This window comes from Halomonas sp., from assembly GCF_033549285.1.
Lineage (GTDB): Bacteria > Pseudomonadota > Gammaproteobacteria > Pseudomonadales > Halomonadaceae > Halomonas.
Window position 1 is genome coordinate 1 of the sequence record NZ_JAWSUJ010000151.1, and the last position, 6032, is coordinate 6032.

At 67.6% G+C, this 6032-nt stretch carries 4 protein-coding genes and 1 pseudogene; 1 reads left to right on the top strand and 4 read right to left on the bottom strand.

Translation table 11 applies throughout. The features are described 5' to 3' along the window. The 4 genes and pseudogenes from SCI24_RS20275 to SCI24_RS20290 all read right to left on the bottom strand — a co-directional run. Nucleotides 1-292, bottom strand: a pseudogene (locus tag SCI24_RS20275) (alpha-1,4-glucan--maltose-1-phosphate maltosyltransferase); the annotation flags it as partial. A 74-nt stretch (nucleotides 293-366) separates the two neighbouring features. Further along, nucleotides 367-1329, bottom strand: coding sequence for an alpha-L-glutamate ligase-like protein (locus tag SCI24_RS20280; protein WP_318727095.1), 963 nt, complete (start codon nucleotides 1327-1329; stop codon nucleotides 367-369). A gap of 4 nt (nucleotides 1330-1333) precedes the next feature. Then, entirely contained in the window at nucleotides 1334-2839 is a 1506-nt protein-coding gene (locus tag SCI24_RS20285; protein WP_318727096.1) for a UUP1 family membrane protein, read from the bottom strand. Between the two features lie 39 nt (nucleotides 2840-2878). Next, on the bottom strand, nucleotides 2879-3730 hold the full coding sequence (locus SCI24_RS20290) for an ATP-dependent zinc protease (protein ID WP_318727097.1): 852 nt from the start codon (nucleotides 3728-3730) through the stop codon (nucleotides 2879-2881). A gap of 313 nt (nucleotides 3731-4043) precedes the next feature. Between SCI24_RS20290 and SCI24_RS20295 the strand changes: the two genes are divergently transcribed. Continuing rightward, nucleotides 4044-6032 (top strand): outer membrane beta-barrel protein (locus SCI24_RS20295; RefSeq protein WP_318727098.1); only part of this gene is annotated, 1989 nt, incomplete at its 3' end.

Genomic DNA, 6032 nt, shown 5'->3' on the forward strand with positions numbered 1-6032 from the left:
GCCTCGTGAATGCCTCCGAAAGGAAGATCACGTCGGGATACTTCTCCTTCACCGTGGAGATCAGTTCCTCCCAGAAACGGAACGGTTTTGTATGGGGGTTGTCCACCCGGAAAATGCGCACCCCCTGCTCGATCCAGAAAAACACCACCGAGCGCAGCTCCCGGGCCAGTTCCCGCCAGTGGGGTGTTTCGAAATCGAAAGGGTATATGTCCTGGTATTTCTTCGGAGGATTCTCGGCATACTGAATAGATCCGTCCGGCCTGCGCCGGAACCACCCGGGGTGCTCGGTCACATATGGATGATCGGGGGAGCACTGAAAAGCGATGTCCAGGGCCGTCTCGATGCCGTGCTCAGCCGCGGCCGCCGTCAGGCCGTCTCGCGCAACTCGCTGGAGCGGGCGAAATGGTGCTGGGCGAAGGCGACCCTTTCCTCGGGCGCGACCCCCTCGGGCTGGCGTTCGATCAGGTCGAGCCGGGAGCGCAGCCCCTCGCCGTTGGCCATCTGGATCGCCAGCCCCGGACGGGCGTTGAGCTCGAGCAGCATGGGGCCGTGGTCCCGGTCGAGCACCATGTCGGTACCCAGATACCCGAGCCCGGTCATCTCGAAGCAGCCGGCCGCCAGCCTCAGCAGCGTGCCCCAGTCACTGATCTGCAGGCTGGCGAGCTCGTGGCCGGTATCCGGATGGTCGTGGCGCGTGCGGTCGAACTGCACCCCGCGGATCGCGCAGCCGCTGGCGATGTCGATGCCCACTCCCACGGCGCCCTGGTGCAGATTGGCCTTGCCGTCCGAGGCGGCGGTGGAGAGGCGCATCATCGCCATTACCGGATAGCCCTTGAAGACGATGACCCGGATGTCCGGCACCCCCTCGTAGGTGTACTCGGAGAAGGACTCGTCGAAGTTGATCAGCGCCTCGATCAGGGCCACGTCCGGGGAGCCCCCCAGGGAGTAGAGCCCGGAGAGGATATTGGAGACATGGCGCTCCACGTCGCCGAGGGTCAGCTGGGCGCCGCTGGGCTTGATGTAGCGACCGCCCTCGATCCGCTCGATGACCAGGATCCCCTTGCCGCCGCTGCCCTTGGCCGGCTTGATCACGAAGCCGTGGTGGCCGATGAGCATGGTACCGATATGCTTGACACCGAACTGGGTGGTCACGGTACCGATCAGCGCCGGGGTGGTGATGCCGTGCTCCTGGGCCAGCAGCTTGGTCTGGAGCTTGTCGTCCACCAGCGGATAGAGCCGGCGGTTGTTGTAGCGCCCGATGTAGCGGATGTTGCGCCGGTTCATGCCGATGATGCCCTTGGCATGCAGGCGGGCGGGGGTCGTCCACATGGGATCAGTCCTCCGTGACCGGCTTGAAGCGGCGCAGCTCGAGCAGGCGGTAGCCGGTGTAGTTGCCGAGCAGCAGGATCAGCGCCATCAGGATCAGCTGTACCCCGAGGAAGTTGAAGGTGATGTGGCGGATCCAGGGGTTGTTCATCGCCAGGTAGGCCAGCACCGCAGTGAGCAGGCTGCCGCCGCCCTGGATGAGTACCTGCTTGGGGCCTTCCTCCTCCCAGAGGATCGACATCCGCTCGATGGTCCAGGAGAGGATGATCATCGGGAAGAAGGTGATGGTCAGGCCGGCGTTGAGCCCGAAGCGGTAGGAGAGCACCGAGAAGACCGAGATGATGGCGATGACCGTGATGATCACCGCCGTCACTCGCGCCACCAGCAGCAGGTTCAGGTAGGAGAGGTAGTTGCGGATCACCAGCCCCACGGCCACCACCAGCAGGAAACCGACCAGCCCGGTGACCAGGGTGGTCTGGATGAAGGCCAGGGCGATCAGCACCGGCATGAAGGTGCCCGAGGTCTTGATGCCGACCAGTACCCGCAGGATCACGACCATCAGGGCGCCGATGGGGATCAGCAGGATGGTCTGGAACAGCGCCTGGTCCTCCAGCGGGAGGCTGTGGATCGAGAAGTTGAGCAGGGTGTCATCGGCCAGTTGGCTGCGCACCGCCGCCGCCGCCGGCTGGTTGCGGGAGAGCATCGAGAAGCCGACCCGCGAGTTGCTGCCGCCCTGGACCTCGAGTACCGCCTGCCCGGCGGACTCCCAGAGCAGCAGGTTGTCCGGCCGGCCGCGGGTCCCGGTGCGGGGGTCGAACAGCGCCCACGCCTCGTCGTCGAAGACCTGGATCCAGGAGGTCAGGCTCTGCCGCCGGCGCCCGTGCTCGAGCAGCAGGCCGCTGACCTCGCGGGCCGGCACGCCGGCCTGGTTGAGCAGACGCACCAGCAGCGGCGTGCGGTCGAACTGGGTCAGCAGCAGGCGGGCATTCTCGCCCTGGCGCTCCTCGGTGAAGTCGGCGATCAGCTCGCGGGCGAAGGTGAAGGGATCGGCGCTGCGGGACCAGGCCCGCTCGATCACCTGGCTGGCCGCGGTGTCATAGGGCGTCTCCCAGACGATGTCACGGCGCAGGGGAGGGGACTCGATCGCCGGGTTCCTCGACTCCGGGGCGACCAGGGCCTGGACGCTGTAGTAGAGCTGCTGGTCGCCCGTCGCCTCGCGCGTGGACCATTCCGCACGCCGACCGCCGTTCTCCTCGAGGAAGGCGAGCCCGTAGCCGGGGGAGGCGGTGTGTTCGGTGAGGATGCGATATCCCTGCTGGCTCGAGGGCAGCGCCATGTTGACCTTGGCCGGCCCGCCATCGGCGGTGAAGTTGACCTGGGCCTCGATCTCCCAGACCTGGCGCTGCTCACCGGGCGTCCAGGGGACCTCGAACTGCACGTGCCGGTGAATGCTCAGGGCGACACCTGTCACCAGCAGAAAGGCGACGATCAGGTAGAAGGGCAGTCGTGACATGGGTCTTCCTTGATGGGGCTTGGATCAGGCGTGACAAGGTCACTCTTCGGCGTCTTCTTCATCGCGATCGGTAGCCTCGTCGGCGCCGGCTTCCTCTGCCGGACGCCCGCCCGGAAACTCGGGACGCTCATGAAGATACTGCTCGGCCACGTCGATGACGGCGATGTCCATCAGGAAACGGCGACCCAGCAGGACCGGATGGTCCAGGTGGGTACGGTCATTGAGGGTGAACTGCACCGTCTCGCGCAGCGGCCCCACGGTCATCAGCAGGCTGATCACCGGGCGCGAATGCTCACCGGCGGCCTGGATGATGCGCACCCGGCGCTCCACCGGCGCTTCGATCCACTCGTCGCGCACGCTCTCGACCACGCTGTCGGACTCGTTGAGCCCCAGCTTGAAGCGCACCCAGTTCTCGCCGTCGCGCTCGAAGGGGGTGATCTCGGTGGCCGACAACGACGAGGTGGTGGCGCCGGAGTCGATGCGCGCCTTGAGGTAGGTGCCGACACCGGGCAGGCCGATCCATTCGCTGCGCCCCAGGATCTCCTTGTTGTCCAGGCGTGTCGGGCTCTCGTTGCACTCGCGGGTCGCCTGGGGCTGGTCGTCGGGGCGACCGAGCTGCGCCACCTCGCCCCGCAGCTGCCGCAGCAGGCTGCCGACTTCACGCACGTCCGCCGAGAGCGCCTGCTGGCGGTGCAGCTGCTGGTCGAGCCGAGCCTGCTGGCCGCTCACGCAGCTGGCGGTGACGGCGCCTTCCAGCCGGTCGATGCGCGCCTGGAACTCGGCGCTGGTAACGGGCGGCGGCGGGGGCTCACGGTCGGGCAGCAGGGTGCAGCCGCTCAGCAGCAGGGTGGCAAGTAGCAGGGTGCCGACAGACGGCAGGCAATGGCGCATGAACAGGGCTCGAGCGTCAGGATGATGCGTGATGATAAGGAGTCGCCTCCAGCCTTGTCCAACGTCGACGGGGCGCGACAGTATGATTATAGTCGGCCCGGAGAGATCTCCCATGACCACTATTTAACATAATATACATTATACGTACTTCTGGGAATGGACCCATCCGGGACCCTTGATGCCGGTCAAGCCGCGTGGCGAATCCCGTGAATCCACTGTTCCAGCAGGCAATGCCTGGACTACCCTGCGCCATGGGAAGCTCGCCCGGCGATCGCCGTCAGGGCGTCGACAAGGATCATGCAAGGGGATCACGATGCACACAAGGAACCGGCAACCCGCGTTCGTCCTGCTGCCGCTGGTGCTGGCGGTGTCGGCGGCCAGCCACACCCAGGCCCAGGAAGTCACCGGCGGCACCGACTGGACCCATGACGTGGGCGTCACGGTGGGCAACGAGTACAACGACAACATCTTCTACGAGCGCGAGAATCGCACCTCCGACACCATCACCACCGTCTCGCCCCGCGCCGAGCTTGTCGGCAAGGGGCAACGCCACGAGATCCGTGCCTTCGGCAGCGCCGAGCGTGGCAAGTACCACGAGTACCAGGACGAGAACTATACCGACTGGCGCGTCGGCGGCGAGGGTCGCTACGCCTACAGCGAGGCCGGCAGCCTGTTCGGCGGCGTCAACCTGGCGCGTGGCCACGAGGAGCGCTCCTCGCCGGATGCCGTGAATGGCGAGGAACCGACCCTCTATGATCGCCTGGGCACCTTTGCCGGGATCAACCATCGCTTCGGGCGCATCACCAGCCGGATCGGCGGCACCTTCGAGACCCTGGACTTCAAGGACGTGGACGCCCTGGATGGCCTGACCATCGAGAACGACGACCGCGACCGCGACCAGGTCACCTTCGGTGGGCGCTTCGGCTATCGCCTCGACGCCTCCCTGGAGCCCTTCTTCCAGGTCGCGGCGGACCTGCGCGACTACGACCAGGCCGTGGACATCGACGGCTTCGACCGCGACTCCGAGGGGGGCAACGCCGCCGTGGGCCTGCTCCTCAAGCCCTCCCCGGCGCTCGACCTCGAGGTGTTGGCCGGCTGGCTGGAGCAGGACTACGACGACCCCGGCCTCAAGGATGTCGGCACCTGGGACCTGGGGGGCGAGCTCTCCTGGCGCCCCGCCGGCTCCCCGACCCGCGTCAGCGCCCGGCTCGACCGCAGCGTGGAAGAGACCACCGTGCGCGGGGCCTCGGCCAACCTGCGCACCGGTGTGGGGGCCCAGATGACCACCGCGATCCGCCCCGACCTGACCCTCAGCACCCGGGCGAGCTACAGCGACCACGACTACCAGGGCGTGGCGCGCAACGACAACCTGCTGGGCCTCGGGCTCGGCCTGCGCCACTATCTCAATCCGCACCTCTTCGTCGGCATGGACTACGACTTCCTGCAGCGCGACTCCAGCCTCCCGGCCGAGGACTTCGACAACAACCGCCTGACGGTCAGCCTCGGCACCCAGCTCTCAAGGGGCTACGAGGACGCCGAACTGCTGGCCGCGGCCCGCGATACCGACCCGCTCGTTGATCTCTACCTGGGCCTCCAGGCGGGCTACGGCGAGATCGGCACGGCCCAGGCCGGACCACGTGGCTCCGGGGGCACCCTGCTCGCCGACTTCCGCGATGCCGGCGGCAGCCTGGGGCTGTTCGGTGGCCCTGCCCTCACGCTCGGCGACTGGCGCCTGGCCCTGGAGCTCGAGGCCGAGGAGGCCGACGCCGAGTGGTCCCACGAGCGTTCCGGTGGACGCGTCTTCTCGGTGGAGAAGCAGCGGGAATACGGTGCCGGGCTGCGCATCGGCCGGCTGCTGGCCGGCGACAACGAGGTGTACGGTCGCCTGGGGCTGGTGCGCGGCCGCTTCGACCTGGCCTACGCCGAGGGGGGCGAGAACGACGACCAGAGGGAGTGGCTGGACGGGCGCCGCCTGGGCGGTGGCCTGGAAGTGCCGCTCGCCACCGCCCTGGGGCTGCGCATGGACTACAGCTATACCGACTACGAGGACCTCGACATCGGGGTCGGCGGCGAGCGCGACGACTTCGCCCAGGAGGAGAGCCGGATGCGCCTGGGGCTGGCCTGGCACCCCGGGCGCCAGGCCCGCCGGCGGCCGCCGGCGGGCCCCGAGGCCCATGACGGCCTCTATCTCGGTGGCCAGGTCGGCTACGGCAGCCTAATCACCGACCTCGAGGGGCCGCGTACCGACCCCTCCGAGCTCGAGGCACGCTTCGGTGACTCCGGTGCCCTGGCGGGCCTGCAT

Coding starts and splice junctions, on each gene's coding strand:
- SCI24_RS20290 (WP_318727097.1), bottom strand. CDS start 3,730: ATGCGCCATTGCCTGCCGTCTGTCGGCACCCTGCTACTTGCCACCCTG.
- SCI24_RS20285 (WP_318727096.1), bottom strand. CDS start 2,839: ATGTCACGACTGCCCTTCTACCTGATCGTCGCCTTTCTGCTGGTGACA.
- SCI24_RS20280 (WP_318727095.1), bottom strand. CDS start 1,329: ATGTGGACGACCCCCGCCCGCCTGCATGCCAAGGGCATCATCGGCATG.